Annotated in this window: 20 protein-coding genes; 16 read left to right on the top strand and 4 right to left on the bottom strand. The window is 43.8% G+C overall.

The features are described 5' to 3' along the window. The first annotated feature begins 199 nt into the window (after window positions 1–199). Together folD and ACTXGL_RS02785 are read left to right on the top strand one after the other, a co-directional pair. Window positions 200–1,078: a bifunctional methylenetetrahydrofolate dehydrogenase/methenyltetrahydrofolate cyclohydrolase FolD gene (gene folD, locus ACTXGL_RS02790; protein WP_443524710.1), complete on the top strand. Its 879-nt coding sequence runs from the start codon at window positions 200–202 to the stop codon at window positions 1,076–1,078. Window positions 1,079–1,175: 97 nt separating this feature from the next. Next, the gene (locus tag ACTXGL_RS02785) at window positions 1,176–1,694 is read left to right on the top strand and encodes a phosphate-starvation-inducible protein PsiE (protein WP_443524708.1); all 519 of its coding nucleotides are present in this window, start codon (window positions 1,176–1,178) and stop codon (window positions 1,692–1,694) included. Between the two features lie 65 nt (window positions 1,695–1,759). Here ACTXGL_RS02785 and corA read toward each other — a convergent pair whose 3' ends face one another. Then, the gene (corA, locus tag ACTXGL_RS02780) at window positions 1,760–2,914 is read right to left on the bottom strand and encodes a magnesium/cobalt transporter CorA (protein ID WP_443524844.1); all 1,155 of its coding nucleotides are present in this window, start codon (window positions 2,912–2,914) and stop codon (window positions 1,760–1,762) included. 181 nt (window positions 2,915–3,095) lie between these two features. Further along, complete coding sequence (locus ACTXGL_RS02775) at window positions 3,096–3,485, bottom strand: DUF2237 family protein (RefSeq protein WP_319049964.1); 390 nt, start codon at window positions 3,483–3,485, stop codon at window positions 3,096–3,098. 505 nt (window positions 3,486–3,990) lie between these two features. Here ACTXGL_RS02775 and ACTXGL_RS02770 point away from each other — a divergent pair. The 12 genes from ACTXGL_RS02770 (at window position 3,991) to ACTXGL_RS02715 (ending at window position 19,862) form a co-directional block, all read left to right on the top strand. After that, window positions 3,991–5,286 carry an ATP phosphoribosyltransferase regulatory subunit gene (locus ACTXGL_RS02770; RefSeq protein ID WP_443524707.1) on the top strand — a complete coding sequence of 432 codons (1,296 nt, stop codon included), beginning with the start codon at window positions 3,991–3,993 and terminating at the stop codon, window positions 5,284–5,286. A 153-nt stretch (window positions 5,287–5,439) separates the two neighbouring features. After that, the gene (locus ACTXGL_RS02765; RefSeq protein ID WP_319049966.1) at window positions 5,440–6,729 is read left to right on the top strand and encodes an adenylosuccinate synthase; all 1,290 of its coding nucleotides are present in this window, start codon (window positions 5,440–5,442) and stop codon (window positions 6,727–6,729) included. A gap of 332 nt (window positions 6,730–7,061) precedes the next feature. After that, window positions 7,062–7,493, top strand: coding sequence for a nucleoside-diphosphate kinase (ndk, locus tag ACTXGL_RS02760; RefSeq protein ID WP_057759031.1), 432 nt, complete (start codon window positions 7,062–7,064; stop codon window positions 7,491–7,493). Window positions 7,494–7,860: 367 nt separating this feature from the next. After that, a complete protein-coding gene (gene rlmN / locus ACTXGL_RS02755) occupies window positions 7,861–9,090 on the top strand; it encodes a dual-specificity RNA methyltransferase RlmN (RefSeq protein WP_443524705.1) in 1,230 nt (409 codons plus the stop codon). 198 nt (window positions 9,091–9,288) lie between these two features. After that, complete coding sequence (gene pilW, locus ACTXGL_RS02750; protein ID WP_443524704.1) at window positions 9,289–10,236, top strand: type IV pilus biogenesis/stability protein PilW; 948 nt, start codon at window positions 9,289–9,291, stop codon at window positions 10,234–10,236. After that, window positions 10,233–11,054, top strand: coding sequence for a helix-turn-helix domain-containing protein (locus ACTXGL_RS02745; RefSeq protein ID WP_443524842.1), 822 nt, complete (start codon window positions 10,233–10,235; stop codon window positions 11,052–11,054). The genes pilW and ACTXGL_RS02745 overlap by 4 nt, the downstream gene beginning before the upstream one ends. Before the next feature lie 109 nt (window positions 11,055–11,163). Continuing rightward, window positions 11,164–12,279 carry a flavodoxin-dependent (E)-4-hydroxy-3-methylbut-2-enyl-diphosphate synthase gene (ispG, locus tag ACTXGL_RS02740; protein WP_443524703.1) on the top strand — a complete coding sequence of 372 codons (1,116 nt, stop codon included), beginning with the start codon at window positions 11,164–11,166 and terminating at the stop codon, window positions 12,277–12,279. Window positions 12,280–12,406: 127 nt separating this feature from the next. Next, window positions 12,407–13,696, top strand: coding sequence for a histidine--tRNA ligase (hisS, locus tag ACTXGL_RS02735; protein WP_443524701.1), 1,290 nt, complete (start codon window positions 12,407–12,409; stop codon window positions 13,694–13,696). A 70-nt stretch (window positions 13,697–13,766) separates the two neighbouring features. Beyond that, window positions 13,767–14,561, top strand: a complete 795-nt coding sequence (locus ACTXGL_RS02730; RefSeq protein ID WP_443524700.1) for a YfgM family protein — start codon at window positions 13,767–13,769, stop codon at window positions 14,559–14,561. 144 nt (window positions 14,562–14,705) lie between these two features. Then, the gene (bamB, locus tag ACTXGL_RS02725) at window positions 14,706–15,926 is read left to right on the top strand and encodes an outer membrane protein assembly factor BamB (RefSeq protein ID WP_443524698.1); all 1,221 of its coding nucleotides are present in this window, start codon (window positions 14,706–14,708) and stop codon (window positions 15,924–15,926) included. 332 nt (window positions 15,927–16,258) lie between these two features. After that, entirely contained in the window at window positions 16,259–17,680 is a 1,422-nt protein-coding gene (gene der, locus ACTXGL_RS02720; RefSeq protein WP_319049976.1) for a ribosome biogenesis GTPase Der, read from the top strand. A gap of 220 nt (window positions 17,681–17,900) precedes the next feature. Further along, on the top strand, window positions 17,901–19,862 hold the full coding sequence (locus ACTXGL_RS02715; RefSeq protein ID WP_443524696.1) for a sensor histidine kinase: 1,962 nt from the start codon (window positions 17,901–17,903) through the stop codon (window positions 19,860–19,862). 320 nt (window positions 19,863–20,182) lie between these two features. Here ACTXGL_RS02715 and ACTXGL_RS02710 read toward each other — a convergent pair whose 3' ends face one another. Continuing rightward, window positions 20,183–21,349, bottom strand: a complete 1,167-nt coding sequence (locus tag ACTXGL_RS02710) for a D-alanyl-D-alanine carboxypeptidase family protein (protein WP_319049978.1) — start codon at window positions 21,347–21,349, stop codon at window positions 20,183–20,185. A 462-nt stretch (window positions 21,350–21,811) separates the two neighbouring features. Continuing rightward, window positions 21,812–22,246 carry an MCR_0457 family protein gene (locus ACTXGL_RS02705; protein ID WP_443524695.1) on the bottom strand — a complete coding sequence of 145 codons (435 nt, stop codon included), beginning with the start codon at window positions 22,244–22,246 and terminating at the stop codon, window positions 21,812–21,814. A 631-nt stretch (window positions 22,247–22,877) separates the two neighbouring features. On the opposite strand from ACTXGL_RS02705, the gene surE reads away from it, so the two are divergent. Together surE and ACTXGL_RS02695 are read left to right on the top strand one after the other, a co-directional pair. Then, window positions 22,878–23,756, top strand: a complete 879-nt coding sequence (gene surE / locus ACTXGL_RS02700; RefSeq protein ID WP_443524693.1) for a 5'/3'-nucleotidase SurE — start codon at window positions 22,878–22,880, stop codon at window positions 23,754–23,756. A gap of 223 nt (window positions 23,757–23,979) precedes the next feature. Beyond that, on the top strand, window positions 23,980–24,768 hold the full coding sequence (locus tag ACTXGL_RS02695) for a M23 family metallopeptidase (protein ID WP_443524691.1): 789 nt from the start codon (window positions 23,980–23,982) through the stop codon (window positions 24,766–24,768). The last annotated feature ends 60 nt before the right edge of the window (window positions 24,769–24,828 follow it).

Below are 24,828 nucleotides of genomic sequence, written 5' to 3'. Positions count from 1 at the left end.
TAGGTCTTTACTTGTATATTACATAGCAATAGTTAAAGAATTACTTTTTAGCTGTACTCTAATACATGCTAGGATTTTGCAGCGTACACAGGTACAATATTATTCTTAGTCAAAGGTTGACGAAGCAAAGGACAGGCATGCAAAGTATTTGCGCGCGCTGTCTTTATTTTTTTATATCGTACCCCCTATTGGAGTTACTATGTCTACTGCTCAAGAATCCGCCACCGTTTTGGACGGCAAAGCACTTGCCAAACAAATAGAACAGGATCTGCGTACACGCGTTGATACGATAAAGGACAAGACTGGACGCACCCCAAGCCTTGCCACGATATTGGTTGGTGATGATCCTGCTTCTGCAACTTACGTTCGCATGAAAGGTAATGCTTGTAAGCGTGTTGGTATGGATTCTATACGTGTTGAAATGCCAAGTGCTACAACCACTGAGCAGCTGATGGCAAAGATAGATGAGCTAAACAGCAACCCAGATGTACATGGTATTTTGCTGCAGCACCCCGTCCCTGAACATATCGATGAACGTGCGTGTTTTGAGCAAATTGACTTGGCAAAAGATGTCGATGGCGTGACTTGTCTTGGTTTTGGTCGTATGGCTATGCAGCAGCCTGCCTACGGCTCATGTACACCGCAAGGCATCATGCATTTGTTAGAGCATCATAATGTCGAATTATCAGGTAAAGAAGCGGTAGTTGTGGGACGTAGTGCTATCTTGGGCAAACCAATGGCGATGATGCTACTCAATGCCAACTGTACGGTGACCATCTGTCATTCAAGAACCCAAGATCTAGCAGCACATATCAAGCGTGCCGATATCGTAGTTGGCGCTGTGGGTGTGCCTGAGCTGATTAAAGCGGAGTGGATCAAAGCAAGTGCGGTTGTTGTTGATGCAGGCTTCCATCCAACAGATAATGGCGGTGTCGGTGATATTGAAATGCAGGGTATGGAAAGTATTGCCAGTGCGTATACGCCAGTGCCAGGCGGCGTTGGTCCAATGACTATCAATACGCTTATTCGCCAAACGGTCGATGCTGCTGAAAAATCAGCAGGTCTAAACATCAGCTGAAAGTAGTGACATGAATGCTGATCGCCGATAGTTAAGAGGCTTGAGGCAATATAGACTCAGGCTAAGTCAACCACCTTTTAGTTGATAGGACCTAAAAATGTCTAAAAAAAACGTAGATTTTCATGAGAGACTGCAAGGTATTGGCAGAGAGTTTGTCGATATCTGCCATTACGTTATCTTGTTTTTAATCAGCGTGGTGGTGGTTTGGACGGCAGGTAAGGAGTTTGTTGATATTGTCCAAAAGGGTTCAGCGGACTTAAAAGATATCTTGATGCTATTTATTTATCTTGAGCTGTTGGCCATGATAGGTATCTATTTTAAGACTCATCGTCTGCCCGTGCAGTTTTTGATATTTATTGCCATAACCGCATTATCACGGCATTTAGTGGTCGACGTACAGGCGGTCTCGGATTATTTTCACCTATGGCTGCTGGCGACAATTTCTGTAGCGATCATGCTATTGAGTGGCGCTATTGTCGTGCTGACGTGGACCGCAAAAACCTTTGGTCGTCCAGAGGACAATCTCGACAAACAGTATGCAAATTTAACGGTCAAAGCCATGCTACCTGACGATGCACAAGCACCAGACAGTCACACAAAACATCGCCGTGAGTAATGTTTGATACCTATATAAAAAAAAGGCTACCACTGGTAGCCTTTTTTTTATATGGGAATGGGTTATCATAGCCATTTTAGTTTTTTGAAATTGTAGTATAAGAAGCTACACAACGCGATGATGATAATCATGATCACAAGGTAAGCGTATTTCCAATGCAGCTCAGGCATAAAATCAAAATTCATCCCATAGATGCCAGCAATAGCGGTCGGCACCGCTAAGATACCTGCCCATGCTGCAAGCTTACGTACGACTTCATTCTGTCCCATATTGACCATAGCCATATAGGTATTCATAACCACACTTAACATTTCATTCAGACCGTTGATAGCATCTAGTGAGTGTAAAAGGTGGTCATTGACATCGCGGAAATATGGCTTGGCTGCTTGAGAGAAACCAGAGACAATTTCGCTCTTTTTGTGATTGATAAAGAAGCTACAGATGTCTTGGACTGGTAAGATAATAGCTCGCATATGTACCAGTTGCGACTTGAGTTCATAGAGGTTTTTTAGTGTGCCTTTATCAAACTCATAGGTAAAGACATAGCGCTCTTGCTCGCGCAAATACCGCCCCAAGCGATCAGTGATCGGCATATAGTTATCAACGATAAAATCAAGTATGGCATGTAATACGAAGATAGGACCCATACGTAGCTTTTCAGGGCGACGGTGGCAATGCTCACGGACAGGGGCGTAGGAGTTCGATGGACCATTACGAATAGTAATCAAGTAGTTTTTGCCCATGAATATCGCAGTCGTACCATAACGAATGACATTGTCCTCAAGCTTAGCCGTACGTAGCACCACAAAGACCATATCGTTGTCGTAGTTTTCTACCTTGGCACGCTGATGATCAGCAAACGCATCTTCAATTGCTAACTCATGGATATCAAAAGCGTCTTTTACTTTGACCATGGTTTCTAGACTGGGGTCATAGAGACCAAGCCAAATAAACTGACCGTTATTACTAAGAGCACGGCTCACATCATTAAGTGCCACCTTATCTATATTTTCGCCTGTCTTGCGAGAGTAAGCGTAACAGTTGACCACTTCATCGGCACTTGATGAATCAATATCTTCATAGCGTTCAGAGTCAGGATCGTAGACCGTCATGGTCTCGATAGTATCTTCTGTTGTCGCATCAATATCGCCATAGATATAGCTGTCATCACCATCTAGATAGAGGTACTTGTCATTCATATTGGCATAAATGTGGCTCATATTAGAGTCAGGAGCAATATGAGCCGTTTTTTTGATTAATTGGTTATTGTCGTTTTCCATACATCCTCCTGCCACATAATAAAAAAACGGCAATAATCTAAAATCTGATGTCGAAAAGCCGTGAGCATGGCTGCTGTGACTGAATATGGCTATGTACTAGTGCCCTTTATTTAGTAACCCTTTATAAGGCATAGCTTTTTAGAGTATCAATATCTACCAATGCCAATAGGCTCTCGTGACACGCTTCTAGTTTGATTTGTGGGGCGATATCAAAGTCTAGCGCTTCAACCCAGCGCAGCGCACAAATACACCAATAATCACCAGGCTTGAGACCTGCAAAATTGTATTCAGGTAGCGGGGTAATAAGATCATTGCCGCGACTGGCTGAAAAGTTCAAAAATTCACTGGTCATCTTGGCGCAAACCGTATGCTGACCGACGTCGTGATTGCCGGTATGACAAAAGCCGTTGCGGTAATAGCCGGTGATAGGGTCGAAGCAGCAGCTGGCAAGGGCAGTGCCTAATACATTGGTTTGGTTATTGGCAGGATTTGGATGATAATCAGATGACATAAGGCTTCCGAGATAAAAATATGTGTTAGTGTACCATGAGTATGTGCCAAAGATGCTGCCGTAAACATGCGCAGCACTCGATGTATAACAAAAAGTACACGCTATCGTCAGCCACCCCTTTAGCAAATAAGCATCGCGTTAAATCCTCTCGTAGGCAGGTCCTAGATAGGGCTGTATCTGCTTTACTTATAAGGCGTCATTAGATGCTAATTAGATAACGATTGGATATAATTGTCACTAGGCGAACCTTAAGTGCTATGCTAAACTAAAGCATAAAGTGCCTTGATTATTTGTCGCAATTTTTTAGCGCATAAAGATACTCGTCTTATCATTTAAAATTATACTTATTATTCACCCTTTTGCGGTTACCTGGTTTGTTTATAAATAATTGGGTCAATGATGTTGCGTGTTGAAAAAACACGGTATCAATATTTGACAAAACAACCTTTGAGTACCGCTTCAGTACCGCGTTTTTGGTAAGCGATACGCCAAACAAGGATTTATTGTGTCTGTTAGTTCTGATTCTGCAAAACCTACCCAGCAAAACTCCATAAACGAGACAGCGGCTCAGCCTGCAAACGACAGCGCTGCATCTAATAGCATGCCTTATCTGAGTGGTTTTGCGAGCGATGTTGCCAACAGTTGGCTATTACCTGATGGGGTGGTCGATGTACTGTTCGAAGATGCGCATAAGCAAGAAGTGCTTAGGCATCAGTTGATTGAGCAGCTTATCACTCATGGCTATCAGCTCGTTTGTCCACCGATGCTCGAGTTTACTGAGTCCTTGCTCAGTGATGCATCAGAAGATCTCAAGCGTCAGACCTTTAAGATAATCGATCAGCTAACCGGACGCCTTATGGGTGTGCGTGCTGATATTACGCCGCAGATATTGCGTATAGACGCGCATCATGGCGGTACGGGTATTGCACGTTATTGTTACGTTGGTGATGTGATTCATACGTTGCCATCAGGACTGTTTGGCTCGCGTACACCGTTACAGTTAGGGGCTGAAATATTTGGTTGTGAATCACTGACAGCAGACATTGAGCTGATTGATGTGTTGTTTACGATGGTAAATAACTTAAATATGAGCGCCGCACTTCATATTGACTTGGGTCATGTGGCGATATTTAAGCGCCTAGCTGAATTGGCTGAGTTGCCAGATAACGCGACTGAGCGCTTGATGTATTTATATGCCAATAAAAACCTTCCAGAACTCAAGCGCGTCTGCCGTGAGTTACCGATGGGTGATGATTTTTATGTGTTGGCACGCTTCGGTCATGATATCGCAAACTTGTTGGCCAAATTGTCAGACGCAGCGCAACAAGACAGCCAAATCGCAACCGCTGTGGATGAGCTACAACGTCTAAAATCTCATTTAGAAGATCAGTGGCAGTGCCCAGTCAGTATCGATGTGACCGAACTATCAGGCTATCACTACCATACGGGTATCGTATTCAACGGCTATATCAATAGTGAGACCCAGTCACTAGTACGTGGTGGTCGCTTTGATGGTATGCAGAGCCAAACGCAAACCCTACGCGCCGCCACCGGCTTTAGTATGGATATCAGTCGCTTGCTCGCTCATACACAGCTTGATGCGCCGACTATCGTACTGGTTGATTTTGAATCGCTGGCTGACGCAACTGCAGATGAGACACAAACGCTATCTGTGCAAGTTGAGAGTCTGCGTCAGCAAGGCTACCGTGTCACCATGCCATTGAACGCAGATGATCGTCCACATGATGTTACTCATCGACTGGTTATGACGGACAATCAATGGCATCTACAAACTGTTTAGTTGCCAGTTCAATAAATACAATTTATTAAGTACACGTTATTAGAACGCTCAATGGTTCGTTAGATAAAAAGATACAGTAAATAAAGCACAAAGCTATTTTAGCTTTCCAACTGTTATTGCACACACCTCAATACATAAAGGTAAGGATTGATCATGGGTAAGAATGTTGTAGTCTTGGGTAGCCAATGGGGCGACGAAGGTAAGGGTAAAATCGTTGATTTACTTACCGAAAAAGCCTCAGCAGTAGCCCGCTTCCAAGGCGGTCATAATGCTGGTCACACGTTGGTTGTCGATGGCAAAACCACTGTCTTGCATTTGATTCCATCAGGTATCTTGCGTGAAGGCGTGACCTGTTTTATTGGTAATGGCGTGGTGCTCGCACCTGACGCACTACTAAAAGAGATGAAAGAGTTAGAGGACAACAACGTACCAGTACGCGAGCGTCTACGTATCTCTCCAAACTGTCCACTTATCATGCCTTATCACGTGGCACTTGATCAAGCTCGCGAAGCCAAGCGTGGCAGCGGTAAAATCGGTACAACGGGTCGTGGTATCGGTCCTGCATACGAAGACAAAGTAGCACGCCGTGCAATCAAGCTTGCTGATTTGTTCCGTGACGATCTAGAAGAGAAGCTACGTAACCTCATCGAATATCACAACTTCCAACTGACTGAGTACTACAAAGTTGATGCGATTGATTTTGATGAGACACTCAAGCTATGCCAAGAGTGGAAAGAAGAAATCAAAGGTATGGTTACTGATGTCACCGAAGACCTAAATCAGTTACGTCTTGCTGGCAAGAACCTCATGTTTGAAGGTGCTCAAGGTACACTACTTGATATCGATCATGGTACTTATCCGTTTGTGACCAGCTCAAGTGTAACAGCAGGCGGCGTATCAACGGGTACTGGTATCGGTCCATTATACTTAGACTACGTACTTGGTATCACCAAGGCTTACACCACGCGTGTTGGTAGTGGTCCATTCCCAACAGAATTGTTCGATGATGTTGGTGCTCATTTAGCCAAAGTCGGTCATGAATTTGGTGCGACGACTGGCCGTGCGCGTCGCTGTGGTTGGTTCGATGCTGAAGCACTACGCCGTGCCGTGGTGCTGAACTCGATGTCAGGTATCTGCTTAACTAAGCTTGATGTACTAGATGGTCTTGAAGAATTGCTCATCGGCGTGGGTTACAACCTACCTGAGACTGAGTGTGCAGGCGCGCATGATGCTGAATTCTATGAATCAGTAACGCCTAAGTACGAGACTATGCAAGGCTGGAGCGAGTCAACGGTTGGTGTTACTAACTATGACGACCTACCAGAGAATGCAAAAAAATACATCAAACGTATCGAAGCATTGATCGGTTGCCCAGTTGATATTATCTCAACTGGTCCTGATCGCGAAGAGACTATCGTATTGCGCGATCCGTACGACGCTTAGTTTTTACTACAAACTTGGTTAAATAGTTTTTAGTATCAATGAAAAACCCCAATGCTAAGCGTTGGGGTTTTTGCTTATATAATGGCTCATAGTATTATGAACTCTTAATGCATAATACATTTACTTTTTTGCAAGGTGCGGTCATAAATTAACCCTATCATTTATAGTCTTAATCATTATAATAGGCAGCAATCCTATGTTGGCACTCAGGTATTAGATTTGACTGACCATGAGTTAGTTAATTCAGCTGAGGTCAATATGGCGGCTAAAGATAAAACAAAGCATTAACCCTTTCATTTTTTATCGAATTTATCATTTATTAGGAGCTTTTCATGGCTAACGAACGTACTTTATCTATCATCAAACCTGACGCAGTTGCTGGCAACCACATCGGCGCTATCTACAGCCGTTTTGAACAAGCTGGTCTAAAAATCGTTGCAGCTAAAATGCTACAACTTGATGACGAGAAAGCAGGTGGCTTCTACGCTGAGCACGCTGAGCGTCCATTTTATAATGACCTAAAGTCATTTATGATGTCAGGTCCAGTATTGGTATCAGTACTAGAAGGCGAAAATGCTATCGCTCAGCACCGTGAAATCATGGGCGCTACTAACCCAAAAGAAGCGGCTGAAGGCACTATCCGTGCTGACTTCGCTAGCAGCATCGATGAAAACGCAGTACATGGTTCAGACTCAGCTGAATCAGCAGCACGTGAAATCAGCTACTTCTTCAGCGATGATGAAGTTTGTGCACGTACGCGTTAATAGCAGCAGTTATTGATATCAGCTACTCTGTAGCATAGTGAGTGTTAATAATTGGTTTTGCAGGACGGCTTATATCTTATGGGTATAGGCCGTTTTAGCTATTTGCTGATGGGCAACTTAGATTATAATAAAGCAATCTAGATTGAAATTATCTGAAGAGTCCCTCATTATTAGTTTTAATTAGCGTTATCAATCCCTTATCAGCATGTTTTTAGTCGATATACTTTGATATTGTGAGTCACTTAATGACTTAATAAAAACGACGCTCATAACGGATTGCTCATGCATTCAAGCCATACGTGTGTACGGCAACGCTCATATCAATAATTGCATCGCTTATTAGACTGATGCAAAAAGGTTACCTATTATGTCAACTGTTCAAGCACCAACCCAGCATATACCTGCCAAGCTTACTGATAGCATCAAATTAGTAGACGAGGCCCATGCCAAAACCAACCTACTCGGCATGACCCAAGCGCAGCTGGCTGATTACTTCAAAAGTATTGGCGAAAAACCATTTCGTGCTACTCAGGTTGTTAAATGGATCTATCAGCATGGGGTTACCGACTTCGAGCAAATGACCAATTTGAGTAAATCGTTGCGCGATAAGTTGTCACTTAATGCTTGTGTGGTACCGCCAAAGGTTATACATCGTCAATACAGCGATGATGGTACACGTAAGTGGGTGTTTGAAGTGACGGGCGGCTCATTGGTTGAGACTGTATTGATCCCAGCAGATGACAGTAAGCTAAATGGCCGTAAAACGTTGTGTGTGTCTTCACAAGTCGGCTGCGCACTTGACTGTAGTTTTTGTAGTACGGGTAAGCAGGGGTTTGAGCGTGACTTGAGTGCCGCTGAGATCATTGGACAGCTATGGGTTGCCAATGCCTCATATATGACTGACGAAAACGAAAGCCTAGAAAACGTCGATCATAGCCTATGGGAAAATAACGTCACCAATGTCGTCATGATGGGTATGGGTGAGCCGTTATTAAACTATAAACCAGTGGTTGGTTCAATGGAGTTGATGCTTAGCGATCATGCTTACGGATTATCGAAGCGCCGTGTGACATTATCAACGTCAGGTGTCGTCCCCAAAATGTATCAACTTGCTCAAGATATTGATGTGGCATTGGCGATCTCATTGCACGCGCCAAACGATGAGCTACGTAATGAGCTGGTACCAATCAATAAAAAATACCCACTAGATGAGCTGATTGCCGCTGCAAAAAACTACGTCTATGATGTGAACCCGCGTCACAAAAAGCACGTCACTATTGAGTATGTGATGCTTGATGGGGTCAATGATAGCAATGAGCATGCTCACCAGTTGGTCGCACTATTGGACGGTCTACCAAGTAAGATCAATCTTATTCCGTTCAATCCGTTCCCACACGCGCCGTACGATAAGTCGAGCAACAACCGTATCCATACATTTAGTAATATACTTAGCGAAGCTGGATTTGTCTGTACTATTCGCCAGACACGTGGTGATGACATCGATGCAGCTTGTGGTCAGTTGGTTGGACAAGTGGCTGATCGTACCAGACGTTCGGCTGCATGGCAGCAAAGTATCAAAGATCGTGAAAACGGTTGATACAAGTCATAGAAGTGCCAAACGTAAGCGCTTAGCTGTCATTTGTCTGTCGCAATGGTAACAAAAATGTATCAATAACGCTCGAGAATGAAGAACACAGCAATTAACAACAACTAAATTGTACTTATAGGGGTTAAATCTATTAAACTGATGCCTCGATGATCAAATGCATTGAACCACAGTTTTATGATGGCGGCTATGATGACTTCTAAAAATTCTTGTCAGTTTGAACCTAACAAACCATTTTTTAAACGTTATAAGCAGATAGGTGCGATGACGACTCATGTCAATGTATCGAAGAATGTACCGAAACAAATGTTGTTTGTGGCTGTGCTCGCAGGATCATTATTAAGTGGTTGTCAGAGCACGCCAAGTAATGATCTGACAGGTGGTACAGTCTATCAAACCTCTACGGGCGCAAGCGGTGATCGCGACTCAGACCAACAAGAAGCTGCACGTGTGCGCACCTCACTGGCGGCGCAATATATCCGCAAGAATGAGCTGGATGCGGCGCAGCGTCAGCTCGAAAAAGCCTTTGCTGCCGATAGCCGTTACGCGCCAGCCTATGATATGATGGGCGTTTTGTTGCAACAAGAAGGCAGCCGAATCAATCTTGCAAAAGCCGATCAGTACTTCAAAAAAGCAATCGCGCTAGACAAAGATTTTGTGCAAGCCCACAATAATTATGGTGTTTACTTGTCACAGGCGAAGCGCTATCGCGAGGCGGCAGAGCAGTTCGAGATTGCAGGCGCATCATTAGGCTATGAAGGTCGTATCGGTGCATTAGAAAATCTAGGGCGCACATACCTTCAGCTGGGGGACAACAGCGCTGCTGCCAAAGCGTTCTTGCGAGCGCTTGATGGTAACCGCAATAGCATCATCGCCCATATCGAACTGGTTGATTTGTTGCTTGAACAACAGCGCGTACCGCAAGCTCAAAGGTTATATGATGAGACATTGTTATTGGTGCAAGGGCAGGGCATCAGCCCCCGCTTGCTCCTACAAGGTATCAAACTTGCGGCAGCACAAAAAAACACGACAACGCGCCAGCAATTGGCCCAGCAGCTTTTATCTGCTTATCCACTGAGCGATGAAGCGAAACAACTTAAGACTTGGCTTAACAATCCAGAGGCACCATGGAAATGACCACCCCATCATCAAACACTCAATCTAACGCTCAGGGATCATTTGGTGCCATGTTGCAGCAAGCCCGAAAAACTAAGCAAGTCAGTTTAGATGAGGCGGCCGCCGAGTTATTTATTTTAAAACGCCATCTAGAGGCATTAGAGAGCGAAAACTTCTCTGAACTACCACAAGCCGCCTTTGCTCGTGGCTTTGCCATCAACTATGCCAAATACTTGGGTCTAGATTCAGCCAAAATCGCAAGTAGCTTCGATGCCGCCTATCCTAATGAGCTTAAAGCCAAGTCAGTAAATAACACGGATACGCCACTGCGACCAATGGGAACATTGCAGCGTGATACGCATAGTCGTATCCGTTTCAATCCACTATTGATCATCGGTGTGATTGGACTCATTATTTTGGCGATATTTTTATTCCGTATGGTGAGTAATGCGAGTAAAGAAAATAACCAAGAGCCTGTCGCTGCTGTGGAAGATGTATCAGCCATAGAGCAAGCGCAGGGGGCCGCGATTAATATTGATAATGATGCCAGTAGCGTTGGCGCTTCTGGTTCTGCGCTGAATTTGGGTGATGCCAATGCTAGTACAGCTTTTTTGAATGTTAAGTTGAGCGATGATACCGTGGTCAGTATCACTGATGCCTCCGGAAATAATCTGATTAGCGGCGCCCAGACAGCTGGCGACTATGATCTATCAGGTATGCCACCATTCGATGTGCAAATCGATAATATCGATAATGTCAGCTTGATGCTTAACCAAGAAACGGTCGCTTTAGAGACTTATGCAACTGATAAGCAAGCGACTTTTGAGTTAACGCCTTAATTATTGATGAAAGGTTTGATTGCCTGTTTTCGCTAAAGCGGTCACATGAGCAAGCTCGTTTATATATACAAGCCAGTGGCTTTTTTATTTTTGATTCAAGGATTTATGTATGTCAATGCCATCGCCTATCAACCGTCGTTTGACCAAACAAATCTATGTGGGTGATGTTGCAATTGGTGGTGATGCGCCAATCAGTGTGCAGAGCATGACCAATACTGACACCTGTGATGTGGCTGCAACGGTTGCCCAAATCGAGCGCTGTGTTGAAGCTGGTGCTGATCTAATGCGGGTGTCAACGCCAACGATGGATACCGTAAAAGCCTTTGGCGAGATTCGTAAACTTGTGAGTGTGCCTCTCATTGCAGACGTACATTTCGATCATAAAATCGCCCTAGCAGTTGCTGAAGCAGGCGCTGATTGCTTACGTATCAACCCTGGTAACATCGGTAGCGATGCCAAGGTGCGTGAAGTGGTTGCTTGTGCTAAACATCATAATATCCCTATCCGTATCGGCGTCAATGCAGGCTCTTTAGAGAAAGACATTCAGCGTAAATATACTGAGCCAACTGGGGAGGCGATGCTTGAGTCAGCGATGCGCCATATCGATATTTTAGAGCGCCTTAACTTTGATCAGTACAAAGTATCTGTCAAAGCCAGTAATGTGTTTTTGACATTGGATGCTTATCGTCTGATATCAGCACAAATTGATAATCCACTTCATCTTGGGGTAACCGAAGCGGGGGTATATCGTACTGGTGCGGTGAAGTCTGCAATTGCCCTTGGTGGTCTCTTGTTAGACGGTATTGGTGATACCATTCGCATCTCTTTAGCTGCCGAGCCTGAAGAAGAGATTAAGATTGGTTTTGATATCTTAAAATCGCTGAATATCCGCTCAAATGGCGTCAACTTTATTGCTTGCCCAAGTTGCTCGCGTCAAGAGTTTGATGTGATCAGAGTGATGACAGCGTTAGAGTCGCGTTTAGAAGATATCCGTGAACCGATGGATTTATCCGTCATTGGTTGCAAGGTAAACGGTCCAGGAGAAGCCAAAGAGGCAGATATCGGTATTGTTGGTGCCGCACCAAGATCGCTAGTATATCGTATGGGCGAAAAAAGCCATCTTATCGATACCGACAATTTGGTCGATGAAATAGAAAGCATGGTTCGTGCTCACGCAGAAGACTTGGCAAAAAAGCGCGAAAACGAAATCATTCGCGTAAGATAGGCCAGTGTGTTGATACATGTGTCAAACTGATACACAACGTCAAGCAGTTAATTTAAAACACAATGAACATTTAGATAGATAACAACAATAGATATACCTGTTAAATTTTTAAGGATACGACTGTACCATGATCAAAGCTATTAAAGGGTTCAATGATATTTTGCCTGATCAATCAGCAAAATGGCTACATCTAGAAGCAATATTGGCTGATGTGCTTGGTAGATATGGTTACGAGCATATCCGCCTGCCTATCGTTGAGCAGACTGATCTGTTTGCACGTGCCATTGGCGGCGCTACTGATATCGTCGAAAAAGAGATGTATAGCTTTACGGATAAGTCTGAGCCGCCCACGCCTTTGACGCTACGTCCTGAAGGTACGGCAGGCGCAGTACGCGCTGTCATTGAGCATAACCTACTGCGCGGTGATACTCCTAAGCTTTGGTACATCGGTCCAATGTTTCGCTATGAGCGTCCGCAAAAAGGTCGCTATCGTCAGTTTCATCAGTTGGGTGTCGAAAGCTTTGGTAGTGCGTTACCAGACGCTGACGCTGAACTGATTGCGATGACCCATCTAATGTGGCAAGAGTTGGGTCTAAAAGATGAGATGCATTTGCAGCTTAATAGCTTAGGTGAGAGTGATGAGCGTTATGCTTATCGCGAAGCATTGGTCGCTTATTTAACTGACAAAAAAGATCAGTTGGATGAAGACAGTCAGCGCCGTTTGACGACCAATCCGCTACGAATCCTAGATAGTAAAGAGGCGAGTACACAAGCACTGTTGGCAGACGCGCCAAAGCTGGCAGAATTCTTGGGTACAGAGAGTAAAGCGCACTTTGAGCAAGTTCAATCATACTTAACAACACTTGGCATCAATTTTGAAATTAACCCACATCTGGTACGCGGGCTTGATTACTATAATAAAACGGTCTTTGAGTGGGTAACGGACAAGTTAGGTAGCCAAGCGACAGTTTGTGCTGGTGGTCGTTATGACGGTCTGATCGGACAGTTAAAGTCTACGGGCACTGATGGTAGCAAGCCGGCAAAATCTGAACCAGGCGTTGGTTTTGCGATGGGGCTTGAGCGCTTGTTATTACTTATGGAAGCGGTTGCACCACTTGCTGATGTACCTGCTTGTGATGTGTTCGTTGTCGCTCACCCAGAGGTTTATGGTGCTGGTGTTGATTATGCACAACGTTTACGCTACAGTCGCCCAGATGTACGTGTAAAAATGGCAAGTGCCACGAGCTTAAAAGCGCAAATGAAAAAAGCAGATAAGTCAGGTGCTGCATTGACGGTCATTATTGCGCAGCAAGAGCTAGATGATAATACAATCAGTGTTAAAGATATGCAGACAGGTGAGCAGCAAACGGTCGTACAAGACTGGTTATCGAGCAAAGACAACTTTTCTCGCGGCTAATCATCTTGTCATACTGTCGTTTTGATTTTGGTATCAGTAAATTAATGTACATTTTATCAGGTAAATATATATGGCTCTGACCCCCAACTCGCCGAATGCAGACAACTCCATGCAAGCACTAAAGCAGTATGGCAGTTATATCGTCACTGCGATTTTGTTGGCGCTGGCCGCTTATTTTGGCTGGACATACTGGCAGAATAACCATGCGCGCGTAGATACGGTCGCCGCCGATCAATACGCAGATATCCAGCGATTGAATGAAGAGGTCAGCATCGCATCGCAGAACCCAGATCTAGAAGCACAAGCGCAAGAAGCTCTGGCACAGAGCCGTACACAATTAGACGAGAATATTGATGCATTAGTAAGCACCCATGGCGACTCAGTTTATGCCTGGCAAGCACTAATGATTAAGGCTCGCCAGCAAGTAGATAGCGATGACTTCACTGCAGCAGCTGAGACGCTCAAGCAAGCACTCGCAATTGACTTGGGGGATGCGGGGTTAGAGGCAATTACTCGTCTGCGTTATGCCAAGACATTACTGGCTACTGGGGACGCAGATGCAGCTTTATCAGAAGCCAATAACGATATGCCAAGCTCGTTTGAAGCCAGTCAGCAAGAATTACTAGGTGATATTTATTTGGTTCAAGACAACAAAGACTCAGCGATTAAATCTTACAATAATGCTTGGGAGCTGTTACGTAGCCGTCAAGAAACGCGTGCAGTATTGGCATTAAAAATGGAAAGTCTAGGTATCACGCCTGAGCCTATTGCAGAGCAAGCGAGTCTTGTTCAAGAGTCAGCGACTCCTGAACAGCCATTAGTGGTTGATAGCTCAGAAAGTGTGGCCGTTGAGACGGTACAGTAAGTAGGATTGTATTGAACGATAACACTAATAGTAGTCGCTTAAATAATAGTTAGTAGTCGCTCAAAAAATTTTTAAATAAGATTACTAATGTGCGGTTAGCCAATGTACTAATTAATAATAATTCATCTGTAGTGAGAACGTATAATGACCCAATCTATTCGCGCAAGCAAAATGTTAAGTACCAGGTTCAGTACTAAGACTGTCAAAAAGACAGTCATGCATGTAGCAGTACTTGCTGTGATGAGCACTGCAGTGATAGGGTGTACTCGCGGTATTAAGCCCGTGGTCAATGACCCAGTAAAGTTAGTACAAATTGCACAGCCAATCAGCGTGCTACAGCCAGTATTTAGCACTGACGTGGGCAATAAAAAAGCCAGTAAAAAAGATCCACTAGATTTGCAGATTGGTTATGCCAATGGGCAAGTCGTTACTGCCTCACGCGGTGGCGACTTAATAGGTTTTAATCAAGCAGGTGAGCGCTTGTGGTCAATAAACGTTGGTGATCAAATCACAGGCGGCGTTGCTTTAGACGCGCTCAGTCAAACTGCTGTTATCAGTACTCGCAGTGGTCAAATTATGGCATTTGATAGTGCTACGGGTGCCAAGCGCTGGCAGCAACAGTTATCAGGGTCGGTCTTGTCTCCTGCATTGATCAGTAATAATCGTGTGGTGCTATCAGCAAATGATGGTTTCTTGCATGGCTTATCACTACAGACCGGTCAATCAGTATGGCAGTTTGCGACCCAAGTACCAGCCATTAGCGTTCGCGGTAGTGCAGCACCGACGTTGTTAGATAATGAAACAGCATTGTTGTCTACTGCTGATGGACGCCTGCATGCGATCACCGTTGATAATGGCTTGCCGCAGTGGTCAAGACGTGTCGGTATCGGTTCTGGTAGTAGTGAAGTTGAGCGCATGAGCGATGTCGATGGCACGCCGATTGTAGATAAGCAGCAGATGTTTGCCATCAGTTATAGCGGCCAGCTCTTAGGTATTGATTTGGCCTCTCGCCAAGTGATGTTTGTCAATGAGATTGCGAGTCTTAAATCGCTTGCTGTGAATGCTCAGCAAGTTATTGCGACTGGCTTGGATGGTAGCGTGGTTGCTTATGATCGCAATAGTGGCGAGACGTTATGGGAAAGTAAAGCGCTGGCGTATCGCGATCTAACCAACCCTGTCATGATCGGTAATTATATCGCAGTTGGTGATTTCGATGGTGTGGTGCATTTATTTGATCCTGCGACTGGCGATATCGTTAGTCGCGTGGAGACAAAAGGCGCACTGACCAACCTGCAAGTACAGGGCAGCCGTCTAATGACTCAAAGTACCTCAGGGCAAGTGGCTATTTGGCAGCTGGTGCGTTAGTCAGTCAACTGAGTTATTATTATTTTAGAACACAAACGCTGCTTGGTCAGCGTTTAGTGCTTTGTGTAAATTGCTTGTTTATAGACAGGCTTTCGCGTACTCTATGCGACCGATGCGCTAACCATATCTACTGTATATGGTTTAGTCATTCCAGATATTTTTTAAATCTACGATTATTTTTGATTGTCAGATAGCTATCTACTATTTTTGCTATTGTTTTATTATTTATTTTAATTTGCGGTTAAGTACAGCCTATTCGCTGCTACCGTTATGTTGCTGGTTATAAGAACAGCTGTACTGTCCGTCATTGTGCCTTTCACTGAGAGTAATCCATGAGTATCAAGCCTGTGGTCGCCTTAATTGGTCGTCCAAACGTCGGTAAATCTACCTTATTTAATCAGTTCACAAAAAGTCGGCAGGCATTGGTCGCTGATTTGTCAGGATTGACTCGTGACCGTCAATACGGTGATGCGACCTATGAAGACAAATCCTTCATCGTTGTGGATACTGGTGGTATCGGTGAAGCGGACGATGGTAGCGGTAATATTGACGACTATATGTCTGAGCAGTCGCATACTGCGATTCATGAAGCAGATATTATTGTATTCGTTGTTGATGCCCGTGCTGGTATGATTGGCGCTGATGCCGAAATTGGCAAGTTTTTGCACACGTTAGGCAAGCCTGTTTATGTCGTTGCCAACAAAGTTGATGGTGTTCATGACGCCGCGCCTGCCGAGTTCTATGCATTAGGATTGGGTGAGCCGTACCCGATGGCCGCCAGTCATGGTCGCGGTGTGGGTAACTTACTCGAAATCTTAACGGCTGATATGCCTGAGCAAGAAAACATTGTAGAGCCAAGAGGCTTAAAGCTTGCGATTATCGGTCGTCCAAACGTCGGTAAATCAACCCTAGTGAACCGTTTGCTGGGTGAAGACCGAGTAGTGGTGTACGATATGCCAGGTACCACACGTGACAGTATTTACATCCCTTATCAGCGCGAAGGCAGAGACTACGTATTGATTGATACTGCTGGTGTGCGTCGCCGCGGTAAAATTGATGAAAAAGTAGAGAAGTTCTCCGTCATCAAGACGTTGCAAGCAATCGAAGACTCTAACGTGACTGTGATTGTGATTGATGCGCACGAAGGTATCGTTGACCAAGACTTACACATGATTGGTTATGCCTTGGATGCCGGTCGCGCTTTGGTAGTAGCGATCAATAAATGGGACGGCCTGACGCCAGATCAAAGAGATTATATCAAGCTTGAGATGGATCGTCGTTTTAACTTTATTCCCTACGTAAAAGTGCATTTAATATCAGCGCTTCATGGTACTGGCGTTGGCAATCTATACCCCTCTATTTTGCGTGCGTATAAGTCTTCAATGTTTGAAGTGTCAACCAATCGCTTGACGCAAATCTTACAAGATGCGGTTACGGCCAATCCGCCACCAACTGTTGCTGGTCGTCGTATCAAGTTGCGCTATGCACATATTGGTGGTCACAATCCACCAGTTATCGTTATTCATGGTAACCAGACAAGTGCACTCCCTAAGAGCTATCAGCGTTATTTAGAGAACCAGTTCCGTCAGGTGTTCAAACTTGAAGGCACACCGCTCAATGTTATTTTCAAGCAAAATGACAACCCATATGCTAATAAAAGCGATACGCCAACCAAGGCAAAAACACAGCAGTTGCGCCAACGTGAGCGTAATCGTGCAAAGAAATTCACCACAAAAGACAAAAAGTCTCGTTAGTAACTTTTTATCTAACTCTTCTGTTTGATTCATTGCGTTGTCTAACAGTTACTCATTTTACCGTGTCACTATACATGGTAAAATGAGTATCAAGCATTATTTAGCAATGGTGCTGCATCCGTCCGGTCAACGCAGTCATAAATTACCTCAATCTTTCGCTTATAACATCTTCCAAATACCTGTACTATAAGTAAAAGTTTTCTTTACTCAGTAGAGTGATATGAACAACCGTTCGTCTCAAACCATTTCTATGCTTATCTGGCGCTCTGTTGGGCAGGCCGTAACTTTGGCCGTGCTAGCAGGATTTGTGCTGCCTTTTAGTTATGGGTTGGTGCATCATTACCAAGAAAAGCAGCAGCATATCCAGCAGTTGGCTTCGCTATTGACGACTAGTGCATCGACAGCAGATGGTGCAGATATTGTGGCTGATCAAGTCAATGTTTTGCTAGAAAACGAACCTACGATTCAAAGTATTGTCTTCTATTCAACCTCTAAACCGATCAGCGATGTGAACCAGTCCCTTGATGACTGGCGAAATGCTTTATTTGCCGATACTGTCAGCTTTAATTATCCAGTCGTGAGTAAGTATGAAGATGACAATGAGGCAGGTGCTGATAATGCAGCATCTGACCGACAAATAGCCAGCACTTTGTCAGAAAGTATGGCGAACGCGCCAAGTACGAGTCAGTTGACTGATGACTCTGCCAAAAACAGTGCGCTGATTGGCTATATCAACATTACAATGGACGTAAAGTTGCTACGGCTGCACTGGTTCCAAAGTGTCTTATGGTTATGGCTCACAACCGTCGTACTGATTGTTATATTTGCTTTATATATCTTTAGAAAGCTTAACTGGCCTGTCAAAGATATCGAAGCATTGACAGATATCTGCCAAACCATCACAAAAAACTCGGAGTTAGAGCAGCTACCGATCATCCCGCAGCGCTTCAATTTCCAAGAGCTTACGCAAATAAAAAAAGCATTAGTCATACTATTTGGTCGACTACAAGAGGCTAAAATAGGGTATGAGACATTAGCGGCTTTTGAGCAGCAGCTACATAACAAGGATGTCTCGCTTGATGTACAGCTGCATAATTTTCAGAGCATGATCACCCATGAGCTAAAAACATCGCTCAATGCGATTGTGGGTGGCCTGCAGTTGTTGGATTATGAGAGTCTAACCAGAGAGCAGAAAGATGCTGTTGAAATCATCAGTGATGGGAGTGATAAATTGGTCTTATCGCTCGACCATATTATTCAGCTCAATCAGATACAAAAGGGTCAAATAAGAATTCATACCAATGAATTTAACCCGCTACAATTAATCTCTGATCTATTAGTGAAATTTGAGCCTATTACCAGTCAAAAAGGCTTAGAGCTTATTAGCAATATCCATCACATAGACTATAGCTTGCATGGGGATTCGGCCAAAATTCAACAGATACTATCGATCCTGCTCAATAACGCTATCAAGTTTACCCCTACCGGACAGGTCACTATATCGTCGCAATTGACTCATTTTGATAAGAGCAATCGCTGGAAAATCAGCGTAAAAGATACCGGTATCGGTATTGATAGTGATCATATTGAAGATATCTTCAATCCGTTTTTTCAGGTGGACTCATCACAAACACGTCAATATGAAGGCTCAGGTATAGGTTTGCCTGTTGTGAAGCAAATAGCGCAGCTTATGGGCGCTACAATCGAAGTTGATAGTACATTGGGCTCAGGCACTGAGTTTACGCTTACTGTAGCAATGCCAAACCAGCAGCAGTCCCGTCAGCAGCGCCTTTTATCTGGACTGACCATTGTTTATTACTATTATCAGGAGGCAGGTGCTCTATTAAGTGAGCTGGAGTATCTAGGAGCTACTATTATTTGTCACCAGTGTCCGCAGCAGGTGATAAATGAGGTTAGAACCCAAAAAGTTGATATGGTGATGTTTGCTGAGGATGTATTTGTAGAGAAAGCTGAGCTGCTAGCCAAGAGTATTCGTCAGTACGAAAGTGAAGAGGGTACGCAGCGCACTCTATTGGTATATTGGTATCCACCGCACCGAGCGCGCTATGTTGACAGTTTTGAATACGGACTAAAAGCAGCTGGTATTGACTACTGCCATCGTTCCAACTATAAAGACAAGGCACTGAGCGATTTATTAAAGCGCTGGTTGGTATGGACGTAATGCGACAGCTCAATACATGATTGGTGATTGGCTCTGTCAAATTCGTATGGTGTGGTCGGTAGTACGCTAGATATGATTGACCAGCAATAATACTCGTATAGAGTTTCCTACCGCTACTATGTTTGCTAGCGATTAAGCAAACGTTTTCTAGTACAAAAAAAGACGCCCAATGTTGAGGCGTCTTTTTGTTAAGGGGTCTTTACTGATTCATACGTTGTTAGCGTTATTATTTATGTTGTTGTCTATAAAGAGAGCAACTTCTAAAAGAATAAAGTATGTCCTATAAAGATAAACTACGTTCTATAAAGATAGGGTAACGCTTAAAAAAGATTCTTTGCCCAGCGTACAACATGTTGCCAAGTACGGCTGAAGAATCCCGACTGTTCGATATCACTGGTCGCGATAACAGGAACGGACGCCACCGCTTTACCATCAATAACCGCCATCATCTTACCGATTTCTTGACCTTTTTTGATAGGTGCTTCTAAACTCTCAGGAATATCGACTACTGTAGTGATTTTATTTTTTTGTGTTTTGCTGGTTAGGATCTGTAAATTATCGCCAGTAGCCAGCTCTATCTCATCCGCTTCCCCAAACCATACTGGAATTTTGCTGACAAACTGACCAGCAGGTGCTTTAGTGACTGTGGTGAAGTGACCAAAACCCCAATTGAGTAGTTCACGCGATTGATCCGCACGCGCTTGTTGGCTCTTAGTGCCCATAATGACAGAAATTAGACGCATACCGTCGCGGTTACTAGAGGCCACTAAGCAATAGCCTGCAGCATCCGTATGACCTGTTTTTAGACCATCAACAGTTGGGTCAGTGATGAGCAGAGCGTTACGGTTACCTTGGGTGATGCCATTGTAGGTAAACTCTTTTTCGGCATAAATACTATAGTAATCGCCACTATTTTTGATAATAGCGCGGGCAAGTTTAGACAAATCTAAGGCTGATGCTAAATGACCCTCATCAGGCATACCGGTTGCATTGACGAAGTTGGTATTTTCCATACCAATCTTCTGCGCTTGCTCATTCATCAAAATAGCAAAAGATGTTTCGCTACCAGCAATATGCTCAGCCATTGCTTTTGAAGCATCATTACCTGATTGGATAATGATACCGCGTAGCATGTCGATAACGCTGGCTGTCTTATTAACTGGAACATACATACAAGACTGGCTGCTACTACCACGGCACCATGCATTTGGACTCATGAGCACTTGGTCGTCTTCTTTGAGGTCACCCGATGCTAGGCGCTGCTCAATGATGTAACTGGTCATCATCTTGGTTAGAGACGCTGGCGGTAGCGCTTCATTAGCATTCTTTTGAGCCAAAATCTCACCAGTATTATAATCCATCAATACATAGGCGGTATTATCCATCTCAGGCGGCTGTATGGCTGCGTTTGCCATCACTGCACTCATTGAGATACTTACACCCACTACCAACTGTACCAGCTGATTTTTCACACGCTTTACTGTCATATATCGTTACACCGCATCATGGAACCAAATGTATCTATCGCTTATGCTCAGTACCAATTTTCATATATTATTTTAGGCAATATACCTTAGACATCATGTCTAAAATCATGTATCTACAAAAATAGGGACGACGGCACGATAGACATAAAATTAACGCCTTATCTTAGCAAAATGCCAACCGATGGGGAATCGATAAATGCAAAAAAGTAAGACAAGAATAAAAAGAAAAATGAATACTAATCAAGTGCTTGCTTTTGTTGAAGTATAACTGGTTTGCGCTTGTCATAAATGTGATAACCACAAAAAAGCCTGCCGTGCCATCTGTGATTTATAAATGGCGTTACGGCAAGCTTTGTATGATATAAACCACACGATATAGTCTATATCATTATCTTCTATAATGACTGCTAAAAATTAATAGCTAATGATTAACGCCGTTATTTTATCTGCTAATACACTCTATTAATATTCAGCGTCTGCTAAATCTTCGCACAGAGCTTTGTTTTCTTGCTTTGAGAAGCCCATTGTCCAGCTACGGATACCTTGTAATATCTGACGGTAGTCTTGCTGCGTTGACAGATATTGAATGGCTGCTTTTGGATCTTCTAGAGTTGGCATTAATTCGTGCAGTTGTACAGTGTATGACTTATAAAAACGTTGTTTTTGCTTACCGTTCAGCATTGATGGACAGATCTCTGATAGTACCTGCATCACAGCGATTTCATGCTTAGTGATATTAATGCCAGACAGATCTAACGGAATAGTGGTCGCAGGATTGTTTGCAGCATTAGACGCTTGAGACAGCATGGCAACAGACGTTATCAGTCCTGCAAGCCCGATTTTTGAGGCAGTCTTTGCTATTACAGAAGCTATAGATAATATCGATTGATTCTTCATTCAGTATTACACTCGCTTATCTTTATTTGATGGTGATATGTTAATGGGTAAAAAAACAAAAGTCACATAAAATATTGATTTATGTGTAGATATCTTGTGAGCCGAGGGCACTTTATAGAAACATATCAGTAGCATATACCAACGAGGTCACCTCAGTATAAATGCATCAGTTTGTATTGTTGTATGGTGTTGCGTATTGTAACGCACTGTTTGTTCCTACTTTTTTCTCAGTTTGGTTTGATAGCAATAGCACAGTTATCGACAAAAAACGCAATACATTTTCTAGTGAAAACCGGGGATTTCAGAGTACATTATTAAGATATAATCACTCGAGCAATTAAAGTGAGCTATCTTACGATGGTTGACGTCATTTAGATGAGATACAAGTGGAAGAGGTATAAGGTAACTAAGTGCAGGTGTCTAGTATAGATATATATTGAATACTTCAAGTGCAGTTAACGCTAGCACTCTTTTATAGAGGGTTGACCATATAATGATATGGCAAGGCTTTTAAGATGGAAGCGTTAAATTTTATCTCATTTATAGTTGCAATTTTTGCATCAATAAAGATATGGTACGGTAACAAAACCACGGGCAGATAGAACGTCTGATACAAACATAACGAGCTGATATGAAATTTTTGATTAGTAATGATGATGGGGTGCATGCGCCAGGATTATTGGCTTTGTTTCAAGCACTATCGACTATTGGTGAGGTCTTAGTGGTTGCCCCAAACGACGAACAAAGTGGCTATGCTAGCGCACTGAGTGTCTCAAAACCATTACATACGCATCAATTACCATCAGGGTTTGTAGCAGTAAACGGAACCCCTGCTGACTGTATTCACTTGGCACTGCATGAGCTACACCGTGATATGGACTTTGATTGCGTCATTACGGGTATCAATTCAGGAGCAAACTTAGGTCAAGATGTGATGTTTTCTGGGACCTTTGGTGCGGCGTTGACAGCACAGCTCTTTGGAATACCTGCTATCGCGACGTCTTTGGTAGGTGGCGGCGTAAAAGATGGCGGGCAAGAATCAGCAGACGATTATAAGGTAGCAGCCAATGAAATCGTCAAACTGCTTACTGATACACCGATTTTAGATACTCTCAAAAGTTTGCCCTATCATGTATTAAACGTTAATATCCCTGATGTGGGTAGCGCAGATGACATTAGAGGTCGAAAGATAACCTCATTGGCACACAAACAGATTGCTCAGCCTGTACGTCATATGATTGATCCGCGTGGCCGGGATGCATACTGGCTGTCTTTACGAAAACGTAAAAACGACGAGTGTATGGAAGAATCGCCTCTAGATACTGTCGCTCCGTTATCAAGACCCAAAGATGGCGGGTTTGGAAGTGACGGCAAGTGCGGAGATATCGCTACGCCGGTGATGACAGATGATCAGGCTGTAGTGGCAGGGTATGTCAGTTTATCGCCAGTACGTCTGCACCATACGCCGACGGTGGCATTGGCTCAGTTTTCGACGCTGTTTAGGCACTAAAGCTATAAGTTAGGCAATAAAGCCATAAGCTCGATACGATGTAATTCAAACCATATAAATAGCCATCATGGTTACTTTACCATCTACTGTGTTAGTGATATAAGTCATTTGATGGATGGCTAAGTGTAGTGTGCAGTCAAAATACCAAAAGAGCTTTTAGTGATGTCAAAAGCTTTTGGATGATAAAACAATAGATCAGCAATACAAAGAACAGGAACCTTGTATGAAAAAAATTACGACCGGATCGCACCTTGCCAAAGCGGCGTTGATTGGCACAATGGCAGTTGCTACCTTGTCTGTGGTGGGCTGTGCAACTAAGCCGACTTATCAATCACCTAATCAAGCTGGCCCCAAGATCATAACCAACGCGCAAGGCGTCCCTAACTATCATCGCGTACAGCGCGGCGATACGGTCAGCCAAATTGCGGCGCGCTATCGTCTCAACTATCGTCAAATTGGCGCACTAAATAACCTAGATAGTAAATATACGATTTATAGTGGGCAGTGGCTCAAGCTATGGCAGGGCAGTGCGGCAACGACGGCTAGCAATAATAGCTACAGCAGACCAGCACAGCCGCAACCTACTTATACGCCTCCTGTGACGGCGGCGCCAACGCCAGCGTACGGAGCAACTGCCAGTTCGACCTCTGGCTATGACTATCCTACTCGCAATCCAGTGACTCGCAACATTGATCCTGCGGCAGGCAACATGGGTATGTGGTTTGCTGGAAACATTGGTGATCCAGTACTTGCCAGCCAATCAGGAACAGTGCTTTACTCAGGTAACGGTCTACCAGAATATGGCAATTTGATTATGATTCGTCATAGTGATGACTATATCACTGCCTACGCGCATAATAGCCAATTGCTTGTAAAAGAAGGGGATACGGTACAGCGTGGTCAACGCATTGCCAATATGGGCAGCAGTGGTCAAACCAATCAAGTCGGCTTAGAGTTCCAAGTTCGCTTGAATGGTAATCCGATAGATCCGCGTACGGTACTTGATCGTTAGTACTAATATATCAGTACTAAGATATCATTATTAATACATTAACATTGAGGCATTGTTGCT

It is taken from the genome of Psychrobacter sp. T6-6 (genome assembly GCF_052258185.1).
Taxonomy (GTDB): Bacteria; Pseudomonadota; Gammaproteobacteria; order Pseudomonadales; family Moraxellaceae; genus Psychrobacter.
This window is presented reverse-complemented; position numbering and strand designations above follow the sequence as displayed.

Coding starts and splice junctions, on each gene's coding strand:
- folD (WP_443524710.1), top strand. CDS start 200: ATGTCTACTGCTCAAGAATCCGCCACCGTTTTGGACGGCAAAGCACTT.
- ACTXGL_RS02785 (WP_443524708.1), top strand. CDS start 1,176: ATGTCTAAAAAAAACGTAGATTTTCATGAGAGACTGCAAGGTATTGGC.
- corA (WP_443524844.1), bottom strand. CDS start 2,914: ATGAGCCACATTTATGCCAATATGAATGACAAGTACCTCTATCTAGAT.
- ACTXGL_RS02775 (WP_319049964.1), bottom strand. CDS start 3,485: ATGTCATCTGATTATCATCCAAATCCTGCCAATAACCAAACCAATGTA.
- ACTXGL_RS02765 (WP_319049966.1), top strand. CDS start 5,440: ATGGGTAAGAATGTTGTAGTCTTGGGTAGCCAATGGGGCGACGAAGGT.
- ndk (WP_057759031.1), top strand. CDS start 7,062: ATGGCTAACGAACGTACTTTATCTATCATCAAACCTGACGCAGTTGCT.
- rlmN (WP_443524705.1), top strand. CDS start 7,861: ATGTCAACTGTTCAAGCACCAACCCAGCATATACCTGCCAAGCTTACT.
- pilW (WP_443524704.1), top strand. CDS start 9,289: ATGATGACTTCTAAAAATTCTTGTCAGTTTGAACCTAACAAACCATTT.
- ACTXGL_RS02745 (WP_443524842.1), top strand. CDS start 10,233: ATGACCACCCCATCATCAAACACTCAATCTAACGCTCAGGGATCATTT.
- ispG (WP_443524703.1), top strand. CDS start 11,164: ATGTCAATGCCATCGCCTATCAACCGTCGTTTGACCAAACAAATCTAT.
- hisS (WP_443524701.1), top strand. CDS start 12,407: ATGATCAAAGCTATTAAAGGGTTCAATGATATTTTGCCTGATCAATCA.
- ACTXGL_RS02730 (WP_443524700.1), top strand. CDS start 13,767: ATGGCTCTGACCCCCAACTCGCCGAATGCAGACAACTCCATGCAAGCA.
- bamB (WP_443524698.1), top strand. CDS start 14,706: ATGACCCAATCTATTCGCGCAAGCAAAATGTTAAGTACCAGGTTCAGT.
- der (WP_319049976.1), top strand. CDS start 16,259: ATGAGTATCAAGCCTGTGGTCGCCTTAATTGGTCGTCCAAACGTCGGT.
- ACTXGL_RS02715 (WP_443524696.1), top strand. CDS start 17,901: ATGAACAACCGTTCGTCTCAAACCATTTCTATGCTTATCTGGCGCTCT.
- ACTXGL_RS02710 (WP_319049978.1), bottom strand. CDS start 21,349: ATGACAGTAAAGCGTGTGAAAAATCAGCTGGTACAGTTGGTAGTGGGT.
- ACTXGL_RS02705 (WP_443524695.1), bottom strand. CDS start 22,246: ATGAAGAATCAATCGATATTATCTATAGCTTCTGTAATAGCAAAGACT.
- surE (WP_443524693.1), top strand. CDS start 22,878: ATGAAATTTTTGATTAGTAATGATGATGGGGTGCATGCGCCAGGATTA.
- ACTXGL_RS02695 (WP_443524691.1), top strand. CDS start 23,980: ATGAAAAAAATTACGACCGGATCGCACCTTGCCAAAGCGGCGTTGATT.